Below are 26971 nucleotides of genomic sequence, written 5' to 3' on the forward strand. Positions count from 1 at the left end.
CCGTTGATATACATCCCTGGAACGCTCCTCGTACTATCTCGGCGTGTCTTTACAACCACCCGCCAGAACAAGGACGTTCACATGGCCACCCTGATAAGCGAAGCCTTGATACAAACGGACCCGGTCGTCATCACGGATATGAAGATCGAGTTCAATGAACCTACCGCCTCGACCATCGATTTCGACGGCAGTGCTGAACCCCCAGCGGCCACTTCGAATAAAAGTCAGGTCGATCAGCTGAAATTCAACGATTCAGTGTTCGGCCCTTTGCAGATCGGTGAAGTCTCGATTACCCGAGCCTCTCTCGATGCCTTGGGAGCAACAATCGACGGCCAACCTATAACCAGCAAAAACACCTTCTTCCGCACTCCTCAGCGCTCGTTCATCAACTCGTTACAGTTCAACGTCAGCGCGATCGAGCGGCACATGAAGTCTTCGAGCGGCAGCAACGCTTACCTGCTGCCGACCTTGCTCTTCGACATGGCCAGTCGCCGCCCGCTGACCGCCCCGACGTTGATCCGCGATAACCCGCAAGACAATGTCGATTCGGCTGGTTATCACAGCAAGATGAAGAAACTCCTCGGCTCGGCACAGAAACTCGATCTGCAGCACAGCCAGTTACCGCAAAACACTCGGCGCTGGGTTGCCACGGCCAAGACGCACCTGACCGTCGGCTCGAGCGTAGGACTTCAGGCGTTCGGCATATTCATGGGTTTGCGTGGCGTGGCTCAGGCCGTCAGGGCGGGTGATAACGCTGAAGTCGTCGTCAACAGCGTAGGGATTGCCTCGGAACTCGGCTCTATCGCCATCGACATCGGGGTCAGCAAGATCGCCGCCGAGATGCTGACGGCCGGGCAAAGCGCTTTCAAGGATTTCGCCAAAACCAGGTTTGCGGTGCGGCTCGGTCGATCCGGTGGACTGATTGGCGGAGCGCTGACGCTGCCGTTCGATGTGTACACCGCCGTTCGCTCGCTGAATGCCGCGAGCCACGCAACCGGCAAAGAGGCCATCGACCATTACGTCAGCGCCGGCTTGAGCATCACCAGCGCGGCCATGACCATCATTCTCGGTAGCGCTGCGCTGGCTGGGTTGTCGTTCGTGGGACCGGTAGGCCTGCTGGCCGGCGCGATGCTGGCCATCGGATCGCAGATCTACGGCGCGGTACGCATCGTCGACGACATCGATGATTACATCGAACTCACCGTCGGCGAACGCTGGCGCTCGGGCTTTTTCTCGTTCTGCATGATGGACGTCGAGCAAGGCGTCAAGGATCGCTACAGCCGGGCCAGAACCCTGATCCAGCACACAGAACAACTCAAGCGCAATGCCCGCCGATTGCTGGACGTCGATTTGAAGGATTCCACCGAAGCGGTGGTCAATGGCGCATTCGAAGTCGATCTGGTCAGCAGACAGGTGTGGAAACGCAATTGGTGGACGAAAATCGATGCATGGGAAACCGAAAACGTCCCGGTGATACGCGGTGGTGATGACACCATCGATGCTCGCGAAGGCGTCACCAAAGACACCCCCGGGGCGGTGCTGGGGGTTGCCGGCGACGAGAAGATTATTTTGTGGCTGCTCGGCGATGGCCGTGATTCGATCAAAGGCGTGGAAAAGAAATCGAATATCTTCCAGTACGGCTCAGGAATAAAAGACCTGACCGGTGGCGAAAAGGACGATCGTTTCGTATTCCAGTCGGCCGCCGATTCCATCTCGAAAAAAGTCGAGGGATCGACGTATTCGAAGTTGAAAGGCGGCGCAGGTAACGACACCCTGGCTCTGGATGGCTTCAAGTTCACGCAACAGGGCCATGACATCGACTTGCAGGCCGGCACGCTGCAGGTGAGAAAGCCCAATTCCGATGCTGACGACGGGACCGATTTTACATTCCACAGCCTGCTGGAAAGCATCGAGAATGTGGAAACGGTGAACAGTGCCGCAAGCGTCGTCACGGGCACCGAGCAACGTAACATCATCAAATCCCGCGGCCGCGATACGATAAAAGCGGGAGCCGGTAACGACCAGATACAGTTGCTGCACAAAGGCGCGTTAGCCTCGGGTGAAGAAGGTATCGATGAGTATTTCATCGCTCATCAGGACGGTCGTTTTTGCATCATCGAAGACGGCAAGCAGGAAAGTACCATCGAATTTGCATGGCGAATCGGCCTGATCGAAAGCTGGGCCATTGAAAAGAACTCGCTGGTCATTACGTCCGGATTCGAGTTTTTCGACAGGCCCAAATGCGTGGTCTTCATTCATGAGGTCTATGAAACGATCAACAAGCAACGCCGCTTGAAAAACAACAAAATAACTTTCCTGACCAAGGATGGCTACGTGTTGCGACCGGACCTGCCTGAATCCATCGAGAGCGCCGAGACGGTCGATATCGAAGTGGTCATCCTGAAACACGGCAAGCCTCCAAAACCCGTCATCCATTACAACCCTGAATGCTGGACCCTGCATCAGCATGAAGCGCGTTATTTTCTGCCGCGCACCGGGCAAGGCACGACGTTCTATTCGGCCGAGCGACCCGACGTCATCACCTGTATTCATCTGGATTACGCCAGCACCGAATTGAGCAAAGTCGAAGCTCACTTCCGCGCCCGCGAATCGGCGAAAAACAGCGACCTGCTGGCCGGCTGCGACCTGACCTACCACTTAGGCGATAAAACCCTGACGCTGCAACATTTTGCCTGGGCGCGAGGCGGTTCTGATCCCAGGAACATGGTCAAAATCCTGCGCACCATGGCCGCCCGCCCCAGTCACCAGTATCTGCTGATATTCAACGACGGCGTTGCACTGAATGCGCAGCTTACGCAGGAAACCGACGCCGCCCCGGCCGACGACAACTACCAGATCAATGCCTTCAAGTGCTGGACGACGGCGCTGAAGCTGCCCCTTGAGTTTCGTGCGCGGCAGTTTACTTACCAATTACCAACGAACGAAGCGTGGAAGCTCAGCGCCAAAAATGTCTGCGCCGTTATTGCGTCAGGAGCCAACCAGACAGCACTCGAAACACTGGAGGGTGAAGGTGGTACCTACCTGATTCACCTTGTCGCCGACCGGACCATCAGACTGACAACCCCGGGCGCACTGGCCAACGCGGCGGTCAGGCTGCCTTACTCATCCACCTGGGAGCTCGACGCGACAGCGCTGGGGAAGGTTGAGGTCAAACTGGAAAACAACCAATTACAGATTGGTACCTGCACGGTTCACTTGCCCGTTTATGAAAGTGAAGACCTGATCGACCAGATCCGCGTTATCACTGAAAAAGGCATCGTCCACGTGGTGGATCTTTCTTTCGACCGGGTCTACCCGGATGGACTCGATGCGCGGTTCTTTGAAGAACCCGACCCGGCAAAAGACCTCCCTGACGCCTTCGCGTCAATGACGAATCAAGAAGTCAAAGTGCGCAACATCCTCTTTGCCGACAACTGGCCCGGTGCGTTCAGCTACAGCTTTGCCGCCCACGGCTGGATCCTGCGCAGCGACAAATCCCGCGTCGAGTATTCGCAATTGAAGGTCATCAATCGATGCAGCCATCAGGATGCGCATATTTTCAATCCGCCTGCGCTCGATGTCCCACCGGCATGACGCGGGCGACCGCTAGTCAGCACTGACAACGTCCACGCAACAGCAACGACTGAACCTCCACATCCGGTTCCGGACCCGACTTTTGCCGGACGCCTGCGCGTGCGCCTGAACAATACGGCGAGCGCTCCGACAGCGCTCGATATCAAAACCGAATGAGTAAATTGCACATGGTCAAACCACCAAAAAAGATTGCTGTGACCACAGCAGCCGACAGCACCGTTACCACCCGACCTGTTCAGTCAGGTTCAGGTACTCGCAGCAACGTCAGCCTGCCTGACACCCCGTTATCCGGCGTCGACTCGACCAGCGGCTCGTCGAGTACGGCAAACATCGCCCCTGTCGTGATCACCGTCAGCACGATGCCGGGACCAGTCACCCATTCGGTCAGCGCCCCGCGCCATGCCGTCGCCTGGCCCGACAATCGCCTGAACGAGCTGACCCCGATCGGAGAAAACAGCGGACTGTTCACCGGACCGGACCAACGCACTTACGCGCAACTCGGCAGCGAAGGACGCTTTCTCGTCGAACAGGATGCGCAAGGCAGCTATTACATACCGATGACCTTTGCGCCCGGCATCGTCGGGCCGTCCCTGACGAAGATTGAAGGGCATGCCAGTTGGCATATTCAGCGCCCCGGCTGGTCATCAACACAGACGCGGACCACAGCCACCGATACCCCGCTCCCCGCCTACCTTTCGCCTGAAGATGCGAACACCCTGACCCGAGCGGACATGTCGAGCGCCGGCATCCGTTACAACAAGCTCAAGCAAGCCTTCGTCGATACGGCAGAAGGCACGGTGATGGTTCGCAAGAATCCGCAAGGCGAGTACCAGTATGTCTCGGCGACCACGCGAAGCGCCCCAGACATCGTGTTTGAACAGATTCCCGACAGCCTGCTCTGGCGCCGAAAAACCTCACAAACACAGGCCGGAATCTCAACTGGCGTGCCTCGTCGTATCGCCGAGCCGACTGTGGAGAGCAACAAACGCGTGCGCCTCGATGCTAGCGAGCAGACAGTCACAACTCCACTGCTCGCCGCCAGCGCACCGAATGATCAGACGCCGTTTTTCTGGTTACCCTGGGGGCACTTGAACAAGCCTCCCGTTGTGGAGTCGATCCAGCTGGGGTGGTTTCATTACCCGATCGTGCCAGTTGGCTCCAATCGCACTCCGAAAGTCTATTTCGTGCAGCATCCGGACTTTGCGCCGGCTCGCTTCGAGGGGTTCGAACAGATGTTGCGCACCGCGCCGTCACTGCAACCGGTCGCCACGTTTCGCATCGGTAACGATCCCGGTGAAATCCACCCCGGCAAACGCTTTTTCGAAGAACCCATATCGCACTCGGTGGCCAACACCTTCCCCGTTTTTTCCGCAGCCACGGCGTGGGCGGTCGGCAAAAGGCTGTTCGAACTCGCCGACAATTCCGCCGTCATTACCGGCACCGGTCTGGTCAATATCCAGGCTGTCCTGCACCAATGGAAGCAGAAGCCGTTTCCCACCGCACCGGCTTATGCCGACCCGCTCAATATGCTGGCGATCGCGCCCTCGATCGATGTCGGCGGCAAGAAACTCATCCCCATGCCTTCGCAATCGGACAGCGAACTGCAACGGCTAACCTTCGACCCACAGCAATTCCCCACCGAATGGAACCACTACAAAACCTGGCCCACCGATCTGAACCTCAGGCGCCTGCTCGGTGCGCTGTTGATTCGCTGCGGTTATGACGTCTTTCCTCTGACGTACGAACACCGCCAGCCGACATTGGTGTTCAAGCGCGAAGGCCATGACCCGTTGTACTTCTTGAAGCTGGGCTCGGTTGCCCAGGTTGGCTTGTCCCATAGGCCCGGCAATGAACTGGCAGACCCGAGCCTGCCGAGCAGAATCGGCAGCGCGGCGTTTCGTGAGCTGACCACCGCAGCCACGCAAGACAAAGTGATCTGGCTGATCGGCGGCGTATTGAAGGTCGAATCGAATCCGGACTCGGTGTTCATCATCAGGGAGCGCTGAGTTCCCAGCAACACACGGCAACACGCTTGCTCAGCGCGATAACCATGTACCGCACGCCTCGCCTGCCCTTTGCCGACCATAACGCTTTCAAGCCAGGGCATCGGGCAGGCGCGAACCCGCTCCCGCTTGTCCGGCCCATCCTGATCGGCAATTCATCGGAGCAGTTTTATGACCAAGCCCCCCAAGAAAACCCCCGACACCCAGACACTTTTCATTGTGCGTGAGGGTTGAGAACCATGGTCAAACCACCCAAGCGCGGCGCAGGCGTCACTCCTGCCGATACTTCACCGATAACCCTGCACCCGATAAAAGACGCACCTGAGCAGCCGCGAATCGATGTGCAAAACAGCCTCCACACAAACGAACAGGCTGATTTTGCTGGCCGACCAGACGCATCCATGCTGCCTGCGTCCGTTCTGATCAAGGCAGAACGGCAACCGTCGTGGAACGTCGAAATACCGGACTGGTTGAAGCAAGATTCACAGCACGAAGAGCAGTACGCAGCGGCCGATCAACCGACTTATCTGGCAGCCGCTGACGCCGCCAGCCTCTCATCACCTCTGGATAACACCGACGGCATCCGCTATGACAAGCACCGCAAGACGTATGTCGATACGGCGCAAGGAACGGTCATGGTGCGCAGGAACAGCGCCGGCGACTATCAGCAAAGCTCGGCGACGCGCCGCACTGATTTCGCTCTGCTGTTCGAACCGATTCCAGGGTCAAGACTGTGGCAGCGCAAAGTCACGCGCCATGAGCCTGCCCCGCCACCCACCGACTCCGGCTCAGCGCTGACGGCCAGCCTGCTGTCGGCCAATCCCGAGGCGACGAATCTGCGTTTTGGAGTCTGGCGAAACTGGGGACGCAACAGCCGCCCACTGCTGGGGCAGCACATTGAAATAGACGGCCAGTACTACCCGATCGTCCAGCAGGACCTGAATGCCCAGCCATCACTGGCGTACCTGCAACACCCGCTGTTTTCCCCCGCCCTGTACGACGCCTTCGAATCCATGCTGCGCGATCACCCGTCACTGCAGCCCAAGTTCGTCGTTAACCGCAACAACCAGTGGACGGTGCTGGACGATCCCGTTCCCTTTGCCATGCCGATCACCCAATACATCGCCACAACATTCAGATCTCTTGCGGACCGCTCCGTCAGCGCATTGGCCCGGGCCATGTTCAATCAAGCCAGTCACTCCGAAGTCATTACGGGCGCAGGGTTGGCTGTGCTGAACCGAGTCCTGCGCTGTTGGGCCCGAAGGCAGATGGACCAAGCGCCGCCAAGTGAACTGGCCGACCCGCTATTGATGTTGCGCACTCAGCCCGCCACCACTGACCTGTCCTTTTCAAACAAGCAGGATCAGGGTCTGCCGCGTCTGGACTTTGATCCCGGAAGATTCGCCGCACACTGGAACCGCTTCGCCAGCCAGCCTTCGACGTCCCGCTTGCAAAGACTTTTCAGCGAGATACTGGCCGACGAAGGCTACGTTATCGAACGCGCCGCACCGCAAGGGTCAAGCCATGAAGTGCGCTTTCATCGCGACGGCATCGATCAGCTATTTGCCTTGATTGTTTATCCGCTGAGCGCACGCGAAGATGCCGGGCGTGTGCCGACAAAAGGCGAGTCGGAGCGCACACGTAGCGAGACCAGTGACGTTGTCTGTTTGCGTGGTGGTTTGCAAACGGACGCGCTGGGGCAGACGACGTTGTTTGTTGTCAGGGAACGTTGAAGGGGCCGCCAGACGAAAAAAAGCCCGCAGTGTGAGCGGGCGAAAGACCAAAGAAGCTATATGCGCAGTCGCTTCCCGGCAGGGGCAGCCGCTTGGGGGATCAACTGCCCCGATAGGTGGAATAGCTGTAAGGTGAAATCAGCAACGGCACGTGGTAGTGGTCCTGCTCGGCAGAAATACCGAAACGCAGCACTACCACATCCAGAAAAGCCGGCTCCGGCAACTGGACACCGCGGGCGCGGTAGTAATCGCCCGCATGGAACTGAACCTGATAAACCCCGGTGCGATAGTCATCGCCTTGCAGCAGCGGTGCATCGACCCGGCCGTCGCTGTTGGTGACCGCACTGGCGACCAGTTCCAGTTGCGAACCTTCAACGCGGTACAGCTCGACCTTGATCGAACTGCCCGGGCAACCGTGTGCAGCGTCCAAAACGTGAGTAGTCAAACGTCCCATTGATTCTGCGCGCCTGCCTGCGTGGAGCAGTCAGACTTCGCGCCTCCCGAAGTCAGTTGAAAAGGAGACCGCACCGATTCGGGGCACGAAACGCTGCGGCGAGCGACTGATTAAGACACTTTTCAAAAAAATTGTACACAATAAAAACGACATTTTTCTTGCCACCCCCGCCATTCGGGGCTTTCCTCCAGATTAACCGGCGATACGCCTATTCATTGTGCCTTCCGTTCAATAGCTGACGGGTCAGGCAGGTTTCTTGCAGGCTCACGCCATTATCAGGAAAAGATGACAGTCGGCGAAAAATGCGAAAATTCAGGCTTACAAAATGTAAATAAAGTTGTATACAATCAGCCCATCGCTGTGACGCCAGCCTGCTCCCTCACCGCCAGGCCGCCACACCCTCTGTCAACGTATAAGAAGGAAGACTGCAGTGAGCGCTGACTACCCACGCGACCTGATCGGTTACGGCAGTAACCCTCCTCACCCACACTGGCCGGGCAATGCCCGCATCGCCTTGTCGTTCGTGCTCAATTACGAAGAAGGTGGCGAGCGCAATATTCTCCACGGCGACAAGGAATCCGAAGCGTTCCTGTCTGAAATGGTCGCCGCGCAGCCGCTGCAGGGCGCGCGCAACATGAGCATGGAATCGCTTTACGAGTATGGCAGCCGTGCCGGTGTCTGGCGCATTCTGAAACTGTTCAAGGAATTCGACATTCCGCTGACGATCTTCGCCGTGGCCATGGCCGCCCAACGCCACCCGGATGTGATCCGCGCGATGGTCGAGGCTGGCCACGAAATCTGCAGCCACGGCTACCGCTGGATCGACTATCAGTACATGGACGAAGCGCAGGAACGCGAGCACATGCTCGAAGCGATCCGCATCCTCACCGAACTGACCGGCGAGCGCCCACTTGGCTGGTACACCGGCCGCACCGGGCCGAACACCCGTCGCCTGGTGATGGAAGAAGGCGGTTTCCTCTATGACTGCGACACCTACGACGATGACCTGCCCTACTGGGAGCCGAACAACCCGACCGGCAAGCCGCATCTGGTGATTCCGTACACCCTCGACACCAACGACATGCGCTTCACCCAGGTGCAGGGTTTCAACAAGGGCGACGATTTCTTCGAATACCTCAAAGACGCGTTCGACGTGCTTTACGGCGAAGGTGCCGAAGCGCCGAAAATGCTCTCGATCGGTCTGCACTGTCGGCTGATCGGCCGTCCTGGTCGTCTCGCTTCGCTCAAACGCTTCATCGAATACGCCAAAAGTCATGAACAGGTGTGGTTCAGCCGTCGCGTCGACATCGCGCGCCACTGGCACGCAACCCACCCGTACCAAGAGGCCGCCCAATGAGCCGCTTTCAAACCCTGCAACCGTCGACCCTGAGCCGCGACGCTTTCGTCAACGCCTTCGCAGACATCTACGAACACTCGCCATGGGTAGCCGAAAAGGCCTACGACCTGGGTGCGGACGTCTCGATCGATGAGATCGAAACCCTGCACCAGCGCATGAGCGACATCCTGTTGAGCGCCGATCACGCCAGTCAGCTGGCACTGATCAACGCTCACCCGGACCTGGCCGGCAAAGCCGCCGTCCAGGGCCAACTGACCGAAGCCAGCACAAACGAACAGGCTGGCGCCGGTATTCACCAATGCACGGCCGAAGAGTTCCAGCGCTTCACCGAGCTGAACGACGCCTACAAAGCCAAGTTCAAGTTTCCCTTCATCATGGCGGTAAAAGGCAGCAACCGGCATCAGATCCTCGCGGCGTTCGAAACGCGCATCAACAATTCGGTGGAAGCCGAGTTCAAATGCGCGCTGGCGGAGATCAACAAGATTGCCCTGTTCCGTTTACTGACTCTTTAGCAAGCCTGGCCCGAGCGTGAATGAACGCGTAAACGCCCAGGGCCCTGCAAGCATCCCCAGCCACTTATTCAAAGGCAGACAAGAAGAATGAAAGCTTACGCCGTACCTTTCGAAAAATACGTCAACCTGGCCGATGCCCGTCTGGGCACCAAGATCATTTCGGTCACCGATGACTGGTTCGCAGACGCCAATCGTCTGTTTCAGCCGACCCCGGCCGTATGGAAGGAGGGCGTGTTCGATGACAACGGCAAGTGGATGGATGGCTGGGAGTCGCGTCGCAAGCGCTTCGAAGGTTACGACAGCGCGGTGATCCGTCTCGGCGTACCGGGCTCGATCAAAGGCGTCGACATCGACACTTCATTCTTCACCGGCAATTACCCACCGTCGGCCTCGCTGGAAGCCTGCTTCCTGGCCTCGGGCGAGCCGGATGAAAACACCCAGTGGACTGAAGTGCTGTCGGCCGTCGAGCTGCAGGGCAACAGCCACCACTACCACGAAATCAGCAACGACCAGGCCTTCAGCCACCTGCGCTTCAACATCTATCCGGACGGCGGTGTCGCCCGTCTGCGCGTGTACGGCGTTCCGTTCCGCGACTGGTCGGCGGTTGGTGACAACGAGCAAGTCGACCTGGCTGCAGCCCTCAACGGTGGCCGCGCCCTCGCCTGCTCCGACGAACACTTCGGCCGCATGAGCAACATCCTCAACCCGGGCCGTGGCATCAACATGGGCGACGGCTGGGAAACCGCACGTCGTCGCACCCCGGGCAATGACTGGGTGATCGTCGCGCTGGGCCATCCGGGCGAGATCGAGAAAATCGTTGTCGACACCCTGCACTTCAAGGGCAACTACCCGGACACCTGCTCGATCCAGGGCGCGTTCGTCAAGGGCGGCACCGACAGCCAGATCGAAACCCAGTCGCTGTTCTGGCGCGAGCTGCTGCCAAGCCAGAAGCTGGAAATGCACGCCGAACACACCTTCGTCGAACAGATCAAGGCACTGGGCCCGATCACCCACATCCGCCTGAACGTGTTCCCGGATGGTGGCGTGAGTCGCCTGCGTGTTCTCGGCAAGGTCGCTAAACAAGGTTGAACCCAATCGCTGGCAAGCCAGCTCCCACAGGTTTTGTGAACGCCCCAGTCCACTGTGGGAGCGGGCTTGCCCGCGATGGCGATAGATCTAACAACACAGAATTCGGATAAGAAGAACAGCATGCGCACACTGACGATTGAACCGCTGACCAAAGAAGCCTTCGCCCCTTTCGGTGACGTGATCGAAACCGACGGCAGCGATCACTTCATGATCAACAACGGTTCGACCATGCGCTTCCACAAACTGGCGACGGTCGAAACCGCACAGCCTGAGGACAACGCGATCATCAGCATTTTCCGCGCCGACGCGCAGGACATGCCGCTGACCGTTTGCATGCTGGAACGCCATCCGCTGGGCAGCCAGGCTTTCATTCCGCTGCTCGGCAACCCCTTTCTGATCGTGGTCGCGCCAGTTGGCGATGCACCTGTATCAGGCTTGGTCCGCGCCTTCGTCACCAACGGCAGGCAGGGCATCAATTACCATCGCGGCGTCTGGCACCACCCGGTGCTGACGATCGAAAAGCGGGATGACTTCCTGGTGGTTGATCGCAGTGGCACAGGCAATAACTGCGATGAGCATTTTTTCAAAGAGGATGAGCGTTTGATCCTCGCCCCCCACCAATAAGAGAAGGTCTGATCACTCGACAACAAGAGTGACAGGCGAGAGGTAAAGACTGTGGAAGCACATCTGTTGGAATGGCTGAACCTGAGCGTGCGCTGGGTTCACATGATCACTGGCGTGGCCTGGATCGGCGCGTCGTTCTACTTCGTCTGGCTGGAGAACAACCTCAACCGCGTCAACCCGAAAACTGGTCTGGCCGGTGATTTGTGGGCGATCCACGGCGGCGGCATCTACCACCTGGAAAAATACAAACTGGCCCCGCCGTCCATGCCGGACAACCTGCACTGGTTCAAGTGGGAAGCCTACTTCACCTGGATGTCGGGGATCGCGCTGCTGTGCGTGGTGTTCTACTCCAACCCGACGCTCTATCTGCTCGCACCGGGCAGCACCCTGAGTGGTCCGGAAGGCGTGGCCATCGGTCTCGGCTCGCTGTTCGTCGGCTGGTTCATCTACTCCTTCCTCTGCGATTCGGCGCTGGGCAAACGCCCTGCCCTGCTGGGCTTCATCCTGTTCGTGCTGATCATCGGCGCGGCGTATGGCTTCAGCAAAGTGTTCAGCGGTCGCGGTGCGTACCTGCACGTCGGCGCGATCATCGGCACCATCATGGTCGGCAACGTGTTCCGCATCATCATGCCGGCGCAACGCGCACTGGTTGCAGCCATCGCTGAGAACCGCACACCGGACCCAGCGCTGCCGGCCAAGGGTCTGCTGCGTTCGCGACACAACAACTACTTCACCCTGCCGGTGCTGTTCATCATGATCAGCAACCACTTCCCGAGCACTTATGGCAGCCAGTACAACTGGTTGATCCTGGCCGGGATCGCGGTGCTGGCGGTGTTGGTGCGTCACTACTTCAACACCCGTCACGACAGCCACAAGTTCGCCTGGACCCTGCCGGTCGGCGCGGTGGGCATGATCTGCCTGGCTTACGTCACCGGCCCGATGCCGATGTCGAACGCCCCGGACGTGGCCAAGGCACCGGCGAAAATCGAGTACCAGCCATTGCCGGAAACGGCGCTGGGTGGTGGCGCGAAACCGGCTGATGCGGCGCAACCTGCCGAGCCTGCCGCAGCACCGGCGCAAGCCTCCAATGCCGGTCCAGGTTTCGACAAAGTGCATCACGTGATTCAGGAACGTTGCACGGTTTGTCACTCGTCGAAGCCGACCAGCCCGTTGTTCAGCGCAGCGCCAGCGGGTGTGATACTCGACACCCCCGAGCAGATCCGCCAGAACGCGGCGCGCATCCAGGCGCAAGCCATCACCACGCAGATCATGCCACTGGGCAACATCACCCAGATGACCCAGCAGGAACGTGACCTGATCGGTGCATGGATCGCTCAGGGAGCGCAGACCAACTAAGCCGTAAAAGCATCGCTGGCAAGCCAGCTCCCACAAGGTTTTGCACTGCCTGTGTGGGAGCTGGCTTGCCAGCGATTGGCCGCAACGCGGTCAACCTGATGCAAAGAAACAGCTGCAAGCAACCCGGCAGCTGTTAATCACAAGAATAAAAAAGATCCGAGGTGTTGCATGTCCGAGCTGTCCAAAGCGCGCATCCCCGACGCACCCGCCATTCAGCGTTTGCCCCTTTTGCAACTGATCCTGGTCGGTCTGCAACATGTTCTGCTGATGTACGGTGGCGCCATCGCGGTGCCGCTGATCATCGGACAGGCCGCTGGCCTGAGTCGTGAAGAAATCGCCTTCCTGATCAACGCCGACCTGCTGGTCGCCGGCATCGCCACCATCGTGCAATCGCTGGGCATCGGCCCGATGGGCATTCGCATGCCGGTGATGATGGGCGCCAGTTTTGCGGCGGTCGGCAGCATGGTCGCCATGGCGGGCATGCCTGGCATTGGTCTGCAAGGGATCTTCGGCGCAACCATCGCCGCCGGTTTCTTCGGCATGCTGATTGCGCCGTTCATGTCCAAGGTCGTGCGCTTCTTCCCGCCGCTGGTGACCGGCACGGTCATCACCTCGATCGGCTTGTCGTTGTTCCCGGTGGCCGTGAATTGGGCCGGTGGTGGCGTCGACGCTGCGCAATTCGGCTCACCGATTTATCTGGCTATCGCCGCCCTGGTGCTGGCGACCATTCTCTTGGTGCACCGCTTCATGCGCGGTTTCTGGGTGAACATTTCCGTGCTGATCGGCATGTGCCTGGGCTACGTGCTGTGCGGCGTGATCGGCATGGTCGACCTCAGCGGCATGGCCAGCGCGCCATGGATTCAGTTCGTCACCCCGCTGCATTTCGGCATGCCGAAATTCGAATTGGCGCCGATTCTGTCGATGTGTCTGGTGGTGGTGATCATCTTCGTCGAGTCGACCGGGATGTTCCTCGCGCTGGGCAAGATCACCGGCCAGGAAGTCTGCCCGCGCATGCTGCGGCGCGGCTTGCTCTGTGATGCCGGCGCGTCGTTCTTCGCTGGGTTCTTCAACACCTTCACCCACTCCTCGTTCGCGCAGAACATCGGCCTGGTGCAGATGACCGGCGTGCGTTGCCGCTCGGTGACCATCGTCGCCGGCGGTCTGCTGATCGTCCTCAGCCTGCTGCCGAAAGCAGCATTTCTGGTGGCGTCGATTCCGCCGGCGGTGCTCGGTGGTGCAGCGATTGCGATGTTCGGCATGGTCGCTGCGACCGGGATCAAGATTCTTCAGGAAGCCGACATCGGTGACCGTCGCAACCAGTTGCTGGTCGCGGTCAGCATCGGCATGGGCCTGATTCCGGTGGTCCGTCCAGAGTTCTTCGCGCACCTGCCAATGTGGATGAGCCCGATCACCCACAGCGGCATCGCCATGGCCACCCTCAGCGCGCTGACGCTGAACCTGTTGTTCAACATTCTCGGCGGCAAGGAGCGTGCGGCGATCAATGATTGCCATGCGCACTGACAGCCACACAGTGATCTTTATGCAGGAGTGAGCCTGCTCGCGATAGCGGTATGACATTCAACAATTGAGTTGACTGAAAGAACGCCATCGCGAGCAGGCTCACTCCTACAGAAGCAACAGCTCTGCGCCTCAAACAATAAAAACAAGAGTGAGCAACCGATGATCCGCACGCAAACCAGCGTCATGTTGAGTGGCGGCCTGCTGGCCGCGAGTCAGGCCATGGCCGGCGATCTGCTGCTGTGGCAGACCAACAGCCTCAGCTATCTGTACGGCAAGAACTTCGCCATCAACCCGTCGATCCAGCAGACCGTGACCTTCGAGCACGCCGACCGCTGGAAGTACGGCGACAACTTCCTGTTCGTCGACAAGATCTTCTACAACGGCAAGGAAGATGCCAACAAAGGCCCGCACGCCTTCTATGGCGAATTCAGCCCGCGCCTGTCGTTCGGCAAGATCTTCGACCGCAAGATCGAGTTCGGCCCGATCAAGGACGTGCTGCTGGCGATGACCTACGAGTACGGCGAAGGCGAGAGCGAGGCGTACCTGATCGGCCCCGGCTTCGATCTGAAAGTCCCCGGTTTCAACTACGTCACGCTGAACTTCTACCGCCGCCAGACCGAAGGCCCGCGCCCCGGCGACGGCGTCTGGCAGATCACCCCCGCGTGGTCTTACAGCTTTGCGCTGGGCAACTCCGACGTGCTGATCGACGGCTACCTCGATTGGGTTGTCGACAACGACGAAAACTCCCGCGGCACCTACCACGCCAACCTGCACATCAATCCGCAGATCAAATACGACCTCGGCAAAGCCTTGGGCTGGAGCCAGAAGCAGCTGTATGTCGGCACTGAATACAGCTACTGGAAGAACAAGTACGGCGTCGAAAACACCCCCAACTTCGACACCAATCAAAACACCGCGAGCCTGCTGCTCAAGGTGCACTTCTAGGATGATCCGCAACCGTGCGCCCTGCCTGTCGTCGGTGCTCTGTTGCGGGGCACTTGAGACCTGGCCGTTGAGTCAGTATTCTCCGCGGCCTTCCGAATTCGGTCTAAAAAAAAGCCCGAATTTAATTCCTGACCGAAAAGCCAACTTATCCCGGCCCCGGTCAGTACCGAGGCAACCCGAAAACACGCGCAATCGACTGTTTTTTCAACAGCCGAGCGGGCGTTTTTTGGCTTTTCGAACGCCTTGGCTCAGCTCTTGCTAACAGCATTGAAGCTGACCGATCGGATGAATTTTGCAGCAACGAAAAAAGGCGCCACACCAGAGCGCCGATCTTAAAAAAACAAACGTGGAACACCTACTTTGGGAGCAACCGAATGAAACGTATGTGCACCAGCCTGATGCTTGCGGGATCGCTGCTGGCCGGGGGGCAGGCCATGGCCGACGGCCTTTTGCAATGGCAGAACAACAGCCTGACCTACCTCTATGGCAAGGACTTCCAGGTCAATCCGCGCATTCAGCAGACCGTCACTTTCGAACATGCCGATGCCTGGAAATATGGGGATAACTTCCTGTTCATCGACAAGATCTTCTACAACGGCAAGGAAGATGGCGGCGTCGGCTCCAACACCTACTACGGCGAACTGAGTCCGCGTCTGTCGTTCGGCAAGATCTTCGATCAGAAACTGGCGTTCGGCCCGGTGACCGACGTGCTGCTGGCGATGACCTACGAGTTCGGTGAAGGCGATACCGAGTCGTACCTGATCGGTCCGGGTTTCGATCTGGCGATTCCGGGCTTCGACTACTTCCAGCTGAACTTCTACCAGCGTCACACCCAGGGCGCGCGCGCCGGTGACAATGTCTGGCAGATCACGCCGGTGTGGTCCTACACGATTCCGGTGGGCAACTCGAATATCCTCATCGACGGTTTCATGGACTGGGTAGTCGACAACGACTCCAACTCCAAGGGCGACTATCACGCCAACCTGCACTTCAACCCACAGGTCAAATATGACTTGGGCAAGGCGCTGAATTTTGGCGAGAAGCAGTTGTATGTCGGTGTTGAATACGATTACTGGTCGGACAAGTACGGCATCGAAGACAGCCAGTACTTCAAGACCGATCAGAGCACCACAAGCTTCCTGGTGAAGTTCCACTTCTGATCCAGCGGCGTTCGCAAGGACGCCTTCGCCAGCAGGCTGGCTCCCACAGGGTTCTGTGCTGTACACAAAACCAATGTGGGAGCCAGCCTGCTGGCGATGGCCGCACCGCCAATATCAAGCGGGTGCCACCACCTCAGCAATCCCCAAAAACTTGCACAGTTCTTCTCTTTTTGCCAACGCATCCCGCCGCCCCAGCTCAATCAACTCGCTGCAATACCCCGCCTCGAACAACAGATAACTGAGCACCCCCGCCCCGCTCGTCCTGGTCGCCCCCGGCCCGCGCAAAAACAACCGCAACGCCGCCGGCAGTTCCTGGCGATGGCGTGCGGCGATTTCATCGATCGGCTGGCTCGGCGCAATCACCAGCACCTCCACCGGCGCCACGCCCAACTCACGGGCCGGCGTACCTTCCGGCAGCAAGTGACTGAATCGGTTGAGGCGCTGCAGCAACTCGATATCGCTCTCAAGACTGTCAATGAACGTGCTGTTAAGCATATGCCCGCCGATCTGCGCCAGCGTCGGCTGTTGCCCGCTGTAGCCGCGCACCAGCGGTTGCTGCGGATCGACCCCGCGCGGATTACCGCTGACACCGACCACCAGCACGCGGCTGGCACCCAGGTGCAGGGCCGGGCTGATCGGTGCCGACTGGCGCACAGCACCATCGCCGAAAAATTCATCGTCGAGTTTCACCGGTGCGAACAGCAACGGGATCGCCGAGCTGGCCAGCAGATGCTCGACCGACAACGACGTCGGCACACCGATGCGCCGATGCCGCAGCCAGGCATCGATGGTGCCGCCACCCTCATAAAAGGTCACCGCCTGCCCCGATTCGTAGCCAAACGCCGTCACCGCCACCGCATGCAGTTGCTTGCGCGCGATGGATTCGGCGATGCCGGGCAGGTGCAGTTTTTCATTGAGCAATTCGCGCAGCGGCGAACTGTTGAGTAGCGCCACCGGCATTTGCCGGCCGAGGCCGAGCAGGCTGTGGCTGACAAAGCGGCTGGCCTGGCGGATCACCCCGGGCCAGTCACTGCGCAGCACACGATGGCTGCGCAAGCCTTGCCAGAACAAGGTCAGGCGTTCGATGGCGGCGCGAAAATCCGTGGCGCCGCTGGCCAGGCTGACTGCGTTGATCGCCCCGGCCGAGGTGCCGACGATCACCGGAAACGGATTGTCTGCGCCCAGCGGCAACAGTTCGGCAATCGCCGCCAGCACGCCCACCTGATACGCCGCTCGCGCCCCGCCGCCGGAAAGAATCAAACCTGTGACCGGTTCAACTGGGCGCATCGCAACCCTCCAGGGTGCTTATGGAAAAGGTTCGATCAAGCGCGTTTGGCGTACAGCTTCGGCTCGCCCGGCGGGCGGCTCTTGAAGCGCCGATGCGCCCAGAGGTATTGCTCGGGGCATGCCCGCAACGCGCTTTCGACCCACTGATTGATGCGGATGCAGTCGGCCTCTTCGGTTTCGCCGGGGAAATCTTCGAGCGGCGGATGGATCACCAGCCGATAGCCGCTGCCGTCCGCCAGACGCTCCTGAGTGAACGGCACCACCAGCGCCTTACCGAGACGGGCAAATTTGGTTGTCGCAGTCACTGTCGCCGCCTGAATGCCGAACAGCGGCACGAAGATGCTCTGCTTGGCACCGTAGTCCTGATCCGGTGCATACCAGATCGCCCGGCCGGCACGCAGCAGCTTGAGCATGCCGCGCACGTCGTCGCGCTCCACGGCCAGCGAATCGAGGTTGTGCCGCTCACGGCCGCGACGCTGGACGTAGTCGAACAACGGATTCTTGTGTTCGCGGTACATGCCGTCGATGGTGTGCTGCTGGCCGAGCAGCGCCGCGCCGATTTCCAGGGTGGTGAAATGCGCGGCCATGAGGATCACGCCTTTGCCCTCGCGCTGGGCCTTCTGCAGATGCTCAAGGCCTTCGACGTGGGCCAGTTTCGCCAGGCGTTCACGCGACCACCACCAGCTCATCGCCATCTCGAAGAAAGCGATACCGGTGGAGGCGAAGTTTTCCTTGAGCAGGCGTTTGCGTTCGGCGGCGGATTTTTCCGGGAAGCACAATTCCAGGTTGCGCCGGGCGATGGCCCGCCGGTCGCCGGCCACGCGATACATCAACGCGCCCAAAACTCGACCGATGGTCAGCAGCGCCGGATACGGCAACTGCACGATCAGCCATAAAAGCCCCAGACCGCACCAGAGCGGCCAGAAGCGCGGAGCAAGAAATGCTTTTCGAAAACGCGGGCGATCCATTAAAGCTTCCGTAAATACAGTGGCCGCGCATTCTACATCGTTCGACCCGGCTTGCGGCTCGCGGGCGTTCTCGTTATAAGTCTCGGCACTTTTAGTGACAAGCCGTTGTATGCCGACATGAGCCAAACCGACCCGTTAGACCAAGATCCCGTATTCCAGCTCAAGGGCAGCATGCTGGCCATTACTGTGCTGGAACTGGCCCGTAACGACCTCGAGAGCCTCGATCGGCAATTGGCCGCGAAAGTCGCCCAGGCGCCGAATTTCTTCAGCAACGCGCCGCTGGTCCTGGCGCTGGACAAACTGCCGCCGAGCCAGGGCGCCATCGACCTGCCGGGGCTGATGCGCGTGTGCCGTCAACATGGCCTGCGCACGCTCGCCATTCGCGCCAGCCGCATCGAAGACATCGCCGCCGCCATCGCCATCGACATCCCCGTGCTACCGCCATCCGGCGCCCGTGAACGGCCGCTGGAAATGCCCGAAGCGGAAGTCAAAAAGAAGCCGGAAAAGCCGCCTGAACCGACGGTCAAACCGACCCGTGTCATCACCACACCAGTGCGTGGTGGCCAACAGATATATGCCCAGGGTGGCGATCTGGTGGTGGTGTCCTCGGTCAGTCCGGGGGCGGAACTTCTCGCCGATGGCAACATCCATGTATACGGCCCGATGCGTGGCCGCGCGCTGGCCGGCGTGAAAGGTGATACCAAGGCACGGATTTTCTGTCAGCAATTGAGCGCTGAACTGATCTCCATCGCCGGTCATTACAAGGTCTCCGAAGATTTGCGTCGCGACCCGATGTGGGGTTCGGGCGTGCAGGTCAGCCTGTCGGGCGACGTGTTGAACATCATTCGGCTTTAACGGATACTGCCGCATTTTCCAAGCATCTCTAAAACGTAGCGAAAACGGCTCAAACGAAGTAGGAAAAAGGCCTTATAGCCAAATTCCAGCCAAGGCTGTCCGACTGCAGTAGTTTTCAAGAGATGTTTTTCAGGGGCTGAACAGTCCTTCTTCCTTAGGGGTGAAACACCTTGGCCAAGATTCTCGTGGTTACATCCGGCAAGGGTGGTGTGGGTAAGACCACCACCAGCGCCGCTATCGGTACCGGTCTCGCGCTGCGCGGCCACAAAACAGTGATCGTCGACTTCGACGTCGGCTTGCGTAACCTCGACCTGATCATGGGTTGCGAGCGCCGCGTGGTATACGACTTCGTCAACGTCGTGAACGGCGAAGCTAACCTGCAACAGGCGCTGATCAAAGACAAGCGTCTGGAAAACCTCTACGTGCTGGCCGCCAGCCAGACCCGCGACAAAGACGCGCTGACCGTCGAAGGCGTGGAAAAAGTCCTGATGGAGCTCAAGGAGCAATTCGAGTTCGTCGTCTGTGACTCTCCGGCGGGCATCGAAAAAGGCGCGCACCTGGCCATGTACTTCGCTGACGAAGCGATCGTCGTGACCAACCCGGAAGTCTCCTCGGTACGTGACTCGGACCGCATGCTCGGCCTGCTGGCGAGCAAGTCGCGCCGCGCCGAACGTGGCGAAGACCCGATCAAGGAACACCTGCTGATCACCCGCTACCACCCGGAGCGTGTTGAAAAGGGCGAAATGCTCGGCGTTGAAGACGTCAAGGAAATCCTCTCGGTAACCCTGCTCGGCGTGATTCCGGAATCCCAGGCTGTACTCAAGGCTTCCAACCAGGGCGTGCCAGTGATTCTCGACGACCAGAGCGATGCCGGTCAGGCCTACAGCGATACCGTCGACCGCCTGCTGGGCAAAGAAAAAGCCCACCGATTCCTCGATGTCGAGAAGAAGGGATTCTTCGAGCGCCTGTTTGGAGGTAGGTAATGAACCTTTTTGACTTCTTTCGTGCCAACAAAAAGCCAAGTACCGCCTCGGTAGCGAAAGAGCGTCTACAGATCATCGTGGCGCATGAGCGCGGCCAGCGCAGCACGCCGGATTACCTGCCAGCCTTGCAGAAGGAACTGGTCGACGTGATCCGCAAGTACGTCAACATCGGCAACGACGACGTACATGTTGCACTGGAAAGCCAGGGCAGTTGCTCGATTCTGGAACTCAACATCACCCTGCCCGATCGCTGAGTCGACCCGGCAGGTACGACGGCGGTTCAGGGCCATTCCTTCAGTGGAGTGGCCCTGAACCGCCGTTGGCATTTGTTACGAGGCTGTTTAATGCCGCTGTCCAACATCCGCATCATCCATCAGGACGCCGCCGTACTGGTGGTCGACAAACCGACCCTGCTGCTCTCGGTGCCCGGCCGCGCTGACGACAACAAGGACTGCCTGATCACCCGCCTGCAGGAAAACGGCTACCCGGAAGCGCGCATCGTCCATCGTCTGGACTGGGAAACCTCGGGCATCATCTTGCTGGCCCGCGACGCCGACACGCACCGCGAGCTGTCGCGGCAATTTCACGACCGCGAAACCGAAAAAGCCTACACCGCACTGGCCTGGGGTCAGCCGGCGCTCGACAGCGGCAGTATCGATCTGCCCCTGCGTTACGATCCGCCGACCAAGCCACGGCACGTGGTCGATCACGAATTTGGCAAGCATGCGCTGACGTTCTGGAAGGTGCTGGAGCGTTGCGGCGACTGGTGCCGCGTCGAACTGACGCCGATCACCGGGCGCTCGCACCAATTGCGCGTGCACATGTTGTCGATCGGTCATCCGTTGCTCGGCGACGGGCTCTACGCCCATGAACAGGCGTTGGCGGCGTGGCCGCGGCTGTGCCTGCACGCGAGCATGCTCAGCTTCACCCACCCGCAAACCGGCGAACGCCTGCGCTTCGAATGCCCGGCGCCGTTCTGACCGCCACACCGTCCCCCTTGTAGGAGTGAGCCTGCTCGCGATTGCGCTCTGTCAGTCAATCAACAATGATCTGACACACCGCAATCGCGAGCAGGCTCACTCCTACAGGGGATCGGGTTCGGATTCAATTGTTCGGCCAATACGTTAAACTCGCGCCCATTGCTGTCTGGAGTTTCTTATGCGCGAAGAGTTGAACCAAGGCCTGATCGACTTTCTCAAGGCCTCCCCTACCCCGTTCCACGCCACCGCCAGTCTGGTTCAGCGTCTGGAGGCTGCCGGTTACGTGCGTCTCGACGAGCGCGAGCCATGGACCACCGAGCCGAACGGCCGCTATTACGTCACCCGTAACGACTCTTCCATCGTCGCCATCAAAATGGGCCGCACCTCGCCGCTGCATGGCGGTATCCGTCTGGTCGGCGCGCACACCGACAGCCCGTGCCTGCGGGTCAAGCCGCAACCGGAACTGCAGCGTCAGGGCTTCTGGCAGCTGGGCGTCGAAGTCTACGGCGGGGCATTGCTGGCGCCGTGGTTCGACCGCGACCTGTCGCTGGCCGGCCGCGTGACCTTCCGCCGCGACGGCAAGGTCGAAAGCCAGTTGATCGACTTCAAGGCGCCGATCGCGATCATTCCCAACCTGGCCATTCACCTCAACCGTGAAGCCAATCAGGGCTGGGCAATCAACGCGCAGACCGAGCTGCCACCGATCCTCGCGCAGTTCGCCGGTGACGAGCGCGTGGATTTCCGCGCCGTGCTCACCGATCAACTGGCCCGCGAACACGGCTTGAACGCCGACGTGGTGCTCGATTACGAGCTGAGCTTTTACGACACGCAAAGCGCGGCGGTGATTGGCCTCAACGGCGATTTCATTGCCGGCGCGCGCCTCGACAACCTGCTGTCGTGCTACGCCGGCCTGCAAGCCTTGCTCAACGCCGAAACCGACGAAACCTGCGTGCTGGTGTGCAACGATCACGAAGAAGTCGGCTCCTGCTCGGCCTGCGGTGCCGATGGTCCGATGCTCGAACAGACCCTGCGCCGCGTGCTGCCGGAAGGTGACGAGTTCGTTCGCACCATCCAGAAATCCCTGCTGGTCTCGGCCGACAACGCCCACGGCGTGCACCCGAACTATGCGGAGAAGCACGACGCCAATCACGGTCCGAAGCTCAACGCCGGCCCGGTGATCAAGGTCAACAGCAACCAGCGCTACGCCACCAACAGTGAAACCGCCGGTTTCTTCCGGCATCTGTGCATGGCTGAAGAAGTCCCGGTGCAAAGCTTCGTGGTGCGCAGCGACATGGGCTGCGGCTCGACCATCGGCCCGATCACCGCCAGCCACCTGGGCGTGCGCACCGTCGACATCGGCCTGCCGACGTTCGCCATGCACTCGATCCGCGAGCTGTGCGGCAGCCATGATCTGGCGCACCTGGTCAAAGTGCTCAGTGCGTTCTATGCCAGTCGTGACTTGCCTTAAAGGCTGAGAAGCTTCGCGAGCAGGCTCGCTCCTACCCTGGAAAGCATTCCAACTGTGGGAGCGAGCCTGCTCGCGAAAGCGCCAGCCCAGACACAAGAAACCGCAAAATTCCTGCACCACATCACTCCCCCGGATCGAAAATCCGCCTAGACTCCAGTCATCTCAAAGACAAGGCAGTCTCCATGATCTCGATGTCGTCGTTCCACGCCATGCTCATTCCGATCCTGAGCGGAATGCTCCTGCTGGCGATCGGTTTCAACTTCCGTGACAAGAACGCCGGCGTCTTCGCCATGTGGATCGGCATGTTGATGATCCTCGCCACAGTGATCTACAAGATCCTCGCCAAACTCAACGAATAACCCGTGCCGGCTCGCATTGCGCCCATGGGGCTCGTACACTCCAGCGCATCCACCCTTTGCCCGGTTGACCGCCTCGTGTTCGCTCGTTTCCTTGCCTTACCCAGCCTGTTTCTCGTTTTTCTGATGACCCTGCTGCCGCTGGCACCCGCCCATGCGGTCGGTTTGCCCGGCATGCTCAACACCGGCAAAGCGCAGCCTGTCGCAGAGGAACCGCTCGGCCAGTCCCTCGACGAAGTCATCAAGTCTCTGGAAAACGACCAGCAGCGCGCGCAACTCTTGAGCGACCTGAAGAAACTCCGCGACGCCACCAACAAGGCCCAGGCCAGCCCCGAAGAAGGCGTGCTCGGCCTGATCGGCGGCACCCTCGCCAATTTCGAAAAACAATTCACCGGCGCCGACAGCCCGCTCAATCGCTGGGGCAACGAATTCGATCTGGCCAAGGACGAATTACGCGGCCTGATGCTGCCGGCCAATCAATGGCTGCCGATCATTTTCGGCTTCGCGATGATCCTGATGGTCTGGAGCCTGCTCGCCGCCGCGCTGATCTGGCTCGGCCACCGCGTGCGTCTGCGCTTCGGCCTCACCGAAGAACTGCCGCAACACCCGCGCGCCCTCGACATGCTGCGCTTTGCCCTGCGCAAGCTCGGGCCGTGGCTGATCGCGTTGGTGATGACCGTGTACATGAGCTACGCGTTGCCCTCGTCTCTGGGCAAGAGTCTGGCGATGGTGCTGGCGTACGCGCTGGTGGTCGGCACCTGTTTTTCGGCGATCTGTGTGATCGCGTTCTCCCTGCTAGACGGCCCGCATCGCCATCGCGCGCTGTACATTTTGCGCCATCAGGCCTTCCGGCCGCTGTGGCTGATCGGCAGCTTCGCCGCGTTCGGTGAGGCCTTGAGCGACCCGCGTCTGGTCGCCAGCCTCGGCGTGCATCTGGCGCACACTGCCGCGACCGTGGCCAATGTGCTGGCGGCGCTGTCGACCGGTCTGTTCATCCTGCGTTTCCGCCGACCGATCGCGCACCTGATCCGCAACCAGCCACTGTCGCGGCGCCTGACCCGCCGCGCCCTCAGCGACACCATCGAAATCCTTGGCACCTTCTGGTACGTGCCGGCAATGGTGCTGGTGGGTATTTCGCTGTTCGCCACCTTCGTCTCCGCTGGCGACACCAGCACGGCATTGCGCCAGTCGCTGATCTGCACCGTGTTGCTGGTGTTGTGTATGGTCATCAACGGCCTCGTCCGCCGCCATTCACTGAAACCACAACGCGGGCCGAAACGCCATGCGCTCTATTCGGAACGCCTGAAAAACTTTTTCTACACCCTCGCGCATTTGCTGGTGTGGCTGCTGTTCATCGAACTGGGCCTGCGGGTCTGGGGCCATTCGCTGATCGGTTTCGCCGAGGGCGACGGTCATGACGTCAGCGTCAAACTGTTCAGCCTGATCGGCACGCTGATCATTTCCTGGCTGATCTGGATTCTCGCCGACACCGCCGTGCACCACGCCCTCACCCGTTCACGCAAAGGCCTGGCCAACGCCCGAGCGCAGACGATGATGCCGCTGATCCGCAACGTGCTGTTCGTGACGATTTTCATCATCGCGCTGATCGTCGCCCTGGCGAACATGGGCATGAACGTCACGCCGCTGCTGGCCGGTGCCGGTGTCATCGGTCTGGCCATCGGTTTCGGTGCGCAGTCACTGGTGGCGGACCTGATCACCGGCCTGTTCATCATCATTGAAGACTCGCTGGCCATCGACGATTACGTCGACGTCGGCGGCCACCTCGGCACCGTCGAAGGCCTGACTATTCGCACCGTGCGCCTGCGCGATATCGACGGCATCGTCCACACCATTCCGTTCAGCGAAATCAAAAGCATCAAGAACTACTCGCGTGAGTTCGGCTACGCGATCTTCCGCGTGGCGGTGCCGTACAACATGGAAATCGACGACGCGATCAAACTGATGCGCGACGTCGGGCAGAAGATGCGTACCGATCCGCTGCAACGACGCAATATCTGGTCGCCGCTGGAAATCCAGGGCGTGGAAAGTTTCGAGTCGGGCAGTGCGATTTTGCGTGCACGCTTCAAGACCGCGCCGATCAAGCAATGGGAAGTGTCCCGCGCGTTCAACCTGTCGCTCAAACGCCATCTCGATGAGGCCGGGCTGGACCTGGCAACGCCGCGCATGAGCGTGCAGGTGATCACCGCCGGTGGCGGCCAGCCGAAGGAATAGCACTCAGGCGCGCGGTTGCAGTCACAGGCAGGGAAGCCCGACAACAATAATCAAGGAGAAACTCATGCAACTGACGCGCATTGCCCAGACTGTTTTGCTCAGCCTGATCGCCAGCCATGCCGGCGCCGCCACCCTCGACAGCAGCCGCCAGCAGATCGCCGAACAAGCGCAAAAGCTTGAGCCCGAACTGCTGGAAACCCGCCGCGACCTGCACGCCCACCCGGAACTCGGCAACACCGAAAAACGCACCGCCGAGCTGGTCGCGGGGCAGCTCACAGCCATGGGCCTGGAAGTGAAAACCGGCGTTGCCCGCACCGGCGTGGTCGCCATTCTCAAAGGCGCCCTGCCCGGCCCGACCGTGGCCCTGCGCGCCGACATGGACGCGCTGCCGGTCAAGGAAGCCTCCGACCTGCCGTTCGCCTCGAAAGCCAAAGGCACCTACCTCGACAAGGAAGTCGACGTCATGCACGCCTGCGGCCACGACGCCCACACCGCAATCCTGCTGAGCACGGCGAAAATTCTTACCGGCATGCGCGACACCCTGCCCGGCACCGTGGTGTTTTATTTCCAGCCCGCCGAAGAAGGCCCCAGCGACTTCATCCCCGACGGCAAGAACACCTGGGGCGCGAAAATGATGGTGCAGGAAGGCGTGATGAAATCACCCAAGCCCGACGCGGTGTTCGGCCTGCACGTCTGGGCCGGTGTCCCCGCCGGCCAGATCGCCTACCGCCCCGGCCCGACCCTGGCCAGCTCCGACGACCTGCGCATCAAGATCCTCGGCAAACAAACCCACGCCGGCCGCCCCTGGGACGGCATCGACCCGATCACCGTCAGCGCCCAAACCCTCGTCGGCCTGCAAACCGTGGTCAGCCGCCGCACCGACATCACGTCCTATCCGTCAGTCGTCAGCATCGGCACCATCAACGGCGGCACCCGCTACAACATCATCCCCGAATCCGTCGACATGACCGGCACCATCCGCTCCTACGACTACGGCATCCGCCAGAAACTGCACAAAGACGTCCGCCAGACCATCGAAAAAATCGCCGAAAGCGGCGGCGCCAAAGCCGACGTAACGATCATCGAAAAATACGACCCGACCATCAACAACCCGGCGCTCACCGAAAAAATGCTGCCAACCCTGAAATGGGCCGCCAAGGACGACGTCGTCCAGGGGCCACTGGTGGGCGGCGCGGAAGACTTCTCCTTCTTCGCCAAGGAAGCGCCGGGCTTGTTTGTGTTTCTGGGCGTGACGCCACGAGACCAGGACATGAGCAAAGCCGCGCCGAATCATAATCCGGGGTTCTTTGTCGACGAGTCAGCGCTGGTGGTTGGAGTCAGGACACTGGCCTCGCTGGCGACGGATTATCTGTATGCGAATGCCGAGGTGGGCAAATAAGACCGAGTGGCTGAAACCGTCAACGTCAAAAGCCCCTCACCCTAGCCCTCCCGAAACGTCGGACCGCCCGTAGGGAGAGGGGACTGACCGAGGTG

General features: G+C 60.0%; 22 protein-coding genes. 19 read left to right on the forward strand and 3 right to left on the reverse strand.

Annotated elements, in window-relative coordinates; all coding sequences use genetic code 11:
- Positions 1 to 3: 3 nt before the first annotated feature.
- From BLU24_RS27900 to BLU24_RS20165, 3 genes are all read left to right on the forward strand, one after another.
- Positions 4 to 3594 carry a calcium-binding protein gene (locus BLU24_RS27900; protein ID WP_177344123.1) on the forward strand — a complete coding sequence of 1197 codons (3591 nt, stop codon included), beginning with the start codon at positions 4 to 6 and terminating at the stop codon, positions 3592 to 3594.
- Between the two features lie 341 nt (positions 3595 to 3935).
- On the forward strand, positions 3936 to 5600 hold the full coding sequence (locus BLU24_RS20160) for a hypothetical protein (RefSeq protein WP_157720865.1): 1665 nt from the start codon (positions 3936 to 3938) through the stop codon (positions 5598 to 5600).
- A gap of 236 nt (positions 5601 to 5836) precedes the next feature.
- A complete protein-coding gene (locus tag BLU24_RS20165; RefSeq protein ID WP_157720866.1) occupies positions 5837 to 7330 on the forward strand; it encodes a hypothetical protein in 1494 nt (497 codons plus the stop codon).
- 100 nt (positions 7331 to 7430) lie between these two features.
- On the opposite strand, the gene uraH is transcribed toward BLU24_RS20165, so the two are convergent.
- Positions 7431 to 7784 (reverse strand): hydroxyisourate hydrolase, encoded by a 354-nt coding sequence (gene uraH / locus BLU24_RS20170; protein ID WP_008080901.1) that lies wholly within the window; start codon positions 7782 to 7784, stop codon positions 7431 to 7433.
- 430 nt (positions 7785 to 8214) lie between these two features.
- On the opposite strand from uraH, the gene puuE reads away from it, so the two are divergent.
- The 8 genes from puuE (at position 8215) to BLU24_RS20210 (ending at position 16348) form a co-directional block, all read left to right on the forward strand.
- Positions 8215 to 9141, forward strand: a complete 927-nt coding sequence (puuE, locus tag BLU24_RS20175; RefSeq protein ID WP_093103204.1) for an allantoinase PuuE — start codon at positions 8215 to 8217, stop codon at positions 9139 to 9141.
- Positions 9138 to 9653 carry a 2-oxo-4-hydroxy-4-carboxy-5-ureidoimidazoline decarboxylase gene (gene uraD / locus BLU24_RS20180; RefSeq protein WP_090282492.1) on the forward strand — a complete coding sequence of 172 codons (516 nt, stop codon included), beginning with the start codon at positions 9138 to 9140 and terminating at the stop codon, positions 9651 to 9653. Before puuE ends, uraD begins: the two co-directional genes overlap by 4 nt.
- An 87-nt stretch (positions 9654 to 9740) precedes the next feature.
- Positions 9741 to 10742, forward strand: a complete 1002-nt coding sequence (alc, locus tag BLU24_RS20185; protein WP_090282491.1) for an allantoicase — start codon at positions 9741 to 9743, stop codon at positions 10740 to 10742.
- A gap of 120 nt (positions 10743 to 10862) precedes the next feature.
- A complete protein-coding gene (locus tag BLU24_RS20190; protein ID WP_093103207.1) occupies positions 10863 to 11366 on the forward strand; it encodes an ureidoglycolate lyase in 504 nt (167 codons plus the stop codon).
- Between the two features lie 51 nt (positions 11367 to 11417).
- Positions 11418 to 12722 (forward strand): urate hydroxylase PuuD, encoded by a 1305-nt coding sequence (locus BLU24_RS20195; protein ID WP_093103210.1) that lies wholly within the window; start codon positions 11418 to 11420, stop codon positions 12720 to 12722.
- Positions 12723 to 12890: 168 nt separating this feature from the next.
- On the forward strand, positions 12891 to 14243 hold the full coding sequence (locus BLU24_RS20200) for a nucleobase:cation symporter-2 family protein (RefSeq protein ID WP_042608508.1): 1353 nt from the start codon (positions 12891 to 12893) through the stop codon (positions 14241 to 14243).
- Positions 14244 to 14402: 159 nt separating this feature from the next.
- Positions 14403 to 15188 (forward strand): outer membrane protein OmpK, encoded by a 786-nt coding sequence (locus tag BLU24_RS20205; protein WP_093103213.1) that lies wholly within the window; start codon positions 14403 to 14405, stop codon positions 15186 to 15188.
- 374 nt (positions 15189 to 15562) lie between these two features.
- A complete protein-coding gene (locus BLU24_RS20210; protein WP_090282488.1) occupies positions 15563 to 16348 on the forward strand; it encodes an outer membrane protein OmpK in 786 nt (261 codons plus the stop codon).
- A gap of 114 nt (positions 16349 to 16462) precedes the next feature.
- On the opposite strand, the gene BLU24_RS20215 is transcribed toward BLU24_RS20210, so the two are convergent.
- Positions 16463 to 17635 (reverse strand): patatin-like phospholipase family protein, encoded by a 1173-nt coding sequence (locus BLU24_RS20215; protein WP_093103216.1) that lies wholly within the window; start codon positions 17633 to 17635, stop codon positions 16463 to 16465.
- A 35-nt stretch (positions 17636 to 17670) separates the two neighbouring features.
- Positions 17671 to 18603: a lipid A biosynthesis lauroyl acyltransferase gene (locus BLU24_RS20220; protein WP_093103219.1), complete on the reverse strand. Its 933-nt coding sequence runs from the start codon at positions 18601 to 18603 to the stop codon at positions 17671 to 17673.
- A gap of 117 nt (positions 18604 to 18720) precedes the next feature.
- On the opposite strand from BLU24_RS20220, the gene minC reads away from it, so the two are divergent.
- The 8 genes from minC (at position 18721) to BLU24_RS20255 (ending at position 26876) form a co-directional block, all read left to right on the forward strand.
- Positions 18721 to 19458 (forward strand): septum site-determining protein MinC, encoded by a 738-nt coding sequence (gene minC, locus BLU24_RS20225; RefSeq protein ID WP_090282485.1) that lies wholly within the window; start codon positions 18721 to 18723, stop codon positions 19456 to 19458.
- A gap of 170 nt (positions 19459 to 19628) precedes the next feature.
- Positions 19629 to 20441, forward strand: a complete 813-nt coding sequence (gene minD / locus BLU24_RS20230; protein WP_007913953.1) for a septum site-determining protein MinD — start codon at positions 19629 to 19631, stop codon at positions 20439 to 20441.
- Positions 20441 to 20695 carry a cell division topological specificity factor MinE gene (gene minE / locus BLU24_RS20235; protein WP_003223146.1) on the forward strand — a complete coding sequence of 85 codons (255 nt, stop codon included), beginning with the start codon at positions 20441 to 20443 and terminating at the stop codon, positions 20693 to 20695. Before minD ends, minE begins: the two co-directional genes overlap by 1 nt.
- Before the next feature lie 90 nt (positions 20696 to 20785).
- Positions 20786 to 21421 carry an RluA family pseudouridine synthase gene (locus BLU24_RS20240; RefSeq protein WP_090282484.1) on the forward strand — a complete coding sequence of 212 codons (636 nt, stop codon included), beginning with the start codon at positions 20786 to 20788 and terminating at the stop codon, positions 21419 to 21421.
- Between the two features lie 178 nt (positions 21422 to 21599).
- Positions 21600 to 22889: a M18 family aminopeptidase gene (locus BLU24_RS20245; RefSeq protein ID WP_090282483.1), complete on the forward strand. Its 1290-nt coding sequence runs from the start codon at positions 21600 to 21602 to the stop codon at positions 22887 to 22889.
- Between the two features lie 182 nt (positions 22890 to 23071).
- Complete coding sequence (locus tag BLU24_RS27835) at positions 23072 to 23248, forward strand: hypothetical protein (protein ID WP_167359889.1); 177 nt, start codon at positions 23072 to 23074, stop codon at positions 23246 to 23248.
- A gap of 75 nt (positions 23249 to 23323) precedes the next feature.
- Positions 23324 to 25477, forward strand: a complete 2154-nt coding sequence (locus tag BLU24_RS20250; protein ID WP_093103222.1) for a mechanosensitive ion channel family protein — start codon at positions 23324 to 23326, stop codon at positions 25475 to 25477.
- A gap of 64 nt (positions 25478 to 25541) precedes the next feature.
- Complete coding sequence (locus BLU24_RS20255; protein WP_093103225.1) at positions 25542 to 26876, forward strand: amidohydrolase; 1335 nt, start codon at positions 25542 to 25544, stop codon at positions 26874 to 26876.
- The last annotated feature ends 95 nt before the right edge of the window (positions 26877 to 26971 follow it).

Source organism: Pseudomonas sp. Z003-0.4C(8344-21) (assembly GCF_900104975.1).
Classification (GTDB): Bacteria; Pseudomonadota; Gammaproteobacteria; order Pseudomonadales; family Pseudomonadaceae; genus Aquipseudomonas; species Aquipseudomonas granadensis.